General features: G+C 70.6%; 2 protein-coding genes. One reads left to right on the top strand and one right to left on the bottom strand.

Annotated elements, in window-relative coordinates:
* Nucleotides 1-564, bottom strand: a 564-nt coding sequence (locus tag G6023_RS14110; RefSeq protein ID WP_182636098.1) for a DNA polymerase III delta subunit-related protein, incomplete at its 3' end; no start/stop codon positions are given.
* Between the two features lie 73 nt (nucleotides 565-637).
* Between G6023_RS14110 and G6023_RS14105 the strand changes: the two genes are divergently transcribed.
* The coding region (locus tag G6023_RS14105; protein ID WP_182636096.1) for an adenylate/guanylate cyclase domain-containing protein at nucleotides 638-2,176 on the top strand (1,539 nt) is incomplete at its 3' end.

Below are 2,176 nucleotides of genomic sequence, written 5' to 3'. Positions count from 1 at the left end.
CGCCGCCGCGTCCGGCTGACGCAGCGCGACGTTCCGCGAGCGCGAACGCAGGGTCACCATGATGTCCATCGGGTCGGTGGTCGGCGAGCACAGGAGGAACACGGTCCGACTGGGCGGCTCCTCCACCACCTTGAGCAGGGCGTTCCCGGACTGCTCGGTGAGCCTGTCCGCCTCCTCGACCACCACGATCTGCCAGCGCCCGGTGCCGGGGCGGCTCGCCGCGCGGTGGATGGTCTCCTTGACGTCCTTGAGGAGGATGTTGACGCCCTGCGGGGCCAGCAGGTGAACGTCCGCGTGGGTGCCGGCCAGCACCGTGTGGCACGCGCGGCACTCCCCGCAGCCCACCACGTCCGGGTCCTCGCACTGCAGGGCGGCGGCGAACGCCATGGCCGCGACGCTGCGGCCGCTGCCCGGAGGACCGGTGAAGAGCCAGGCGTGGACCATCCGGGCGTCCGAGGCATCCCACCCCTGCCCCGGCACGCGGGCACGAGCGGCCGTGGCGGCAGCGGTCAGCTCCGCCACGACGTCGGCCTGTCCGGCCAACCGATCGAACACCCCGGGCATGGCCCCCACCTTATCCCCGCCCACCGACACACCTGCGTTCCCGGCATCACCGGCGCGAACTAGGCTTGGGCCGATGGAACGATGGGTCAGGTTGTTCAGGTGGCTGTGGGCCACCCCCTGGCCCGTCTATGCCCTGACGATGGTGCAGGCGAACATCATCGGCGCGGTCTTCGTGTTCTCGTTCCTGCGCTTCGTCCTGCCGATGGACCGGTTCCTCGACCTCGACCAGTTCCGCTTCCTCAACCAGTACCTGTTCATCGGCTATCTCGTGTTGGCCTTCGTCGGCGGCGTCATCGCCTCGACGCTGCTCCTCCTGCCCGTGTTGCGGGTCGACCGGTCGGGGGCGGACTTCGACGGCGCGATCCGCCGGCGCACCCTGCGCCTGCCGTTCCACCAGGCGCTCATCTCCGGCGCCATGTGGGTGACCGGGACGCTGCTGTTCGTCGCCGTCAACGTGGGCCACTCCCCCAGGTTGGCTCTCATCGTGGCGGTGACCAGCCTGCTCGGCGGCAGCACCACCTGCCTGATCTCCTACCTGCAGGCCGAGCGGATCATGCGACCGATCACGGTCCGCGCCCTGTCCAGGGGGGTGCCGGAGAGCCGCCATGTCCCCGGTGTGCGTCGCCGGATCTTCCTCGGCTGGTCACTGACCACGGTCATCCCCATCGCGGGCATCCTGCTCATCCTCACCGGACACTGGTTCGGCCTGTTCGGCGACGACCCCGGTCTGATCCTCGTCGCCCTCGCGGTGCTGGCGAGTGTCGCCGTGATCGCCGGCGCGATCGGCATGGGGCTGGTCTCGGACTCGATCGCCGACCCGGTGCGCGAGATGCAGGCGGGCGTCAGTCGCGTCAAGCAGGGCGATCTCGAGACCCGCGTGACGATCTATGACAGCTCGGAGATCGGCCAGCTCGCCCAGGGGTTCAACGAGATGGTCACGGGCCTGCAGGAACGTGAGGCCATCCAGGACCTCTTCGGTCGCTACGTGGGCGAGGACGTCGCACGCAACGCGCTCGAGCGGGGCACCGAACTGGGCGGGCAGGAGCGCCAGGTCGCGGTGCTGTTCGTCGACCTCACCGGTTCGACGGAGTTCGCGGCGGCCCACGAGCCGGCCGAGGTGGTCTCCGTGCTCAACGACTTCTTCCGGATCGCCGTCGAGTCCGTCGACACCAACGGCGGGTACATCAACAAGTTCCAGGGCGACGCCCTGCTCGCGGTCTTCGGGGCGCCGCTGGAGGTGGACAACGAGGCCGGCCGTGCGCTGCGGGCCGCGCGTGCACTGCAGAGCCGACTCGCCGAGCTGGCCCCGCTCACGGCGGGGATCGGCGTCTCCTACGGCACCGTCATCGCCGGACACATCGGCCATGCCAAGCGGTTCGAGTACACGGTCATCGGCGACCCGGTCAACGAGGCCGCCCGCCTCACCACGCTGGCCAAGATGGAGCAGGGGCACGTCCTTGCCTCGGCGGCCACGATCCACCGGGCCGACGCCCCCGAGGCGGCACGCTGGGTGCTGGGCCGCAGCGTCGAACTGCGCGGCCGGGGCATCATGACCCAGCTCGCCCGACCCCTGCGCCCCACCCTCGCGGACCGGTGGCAGGCCGGCTCCGTG

This window comes from Dietzia sp. DQ11-71 (genome assembly GCF_014144995.1).
GTDB classification, from domain to species: domain Bacteria; phylum Actinomycetota; class Actinomycetes; order Mycobacteriales; family Mycobacteriaceae; genus Dietzia; species Dietzia kunjamensis.
This window is presented reverse-complemented; position numbering and strand designations above follow the sequence as displayed.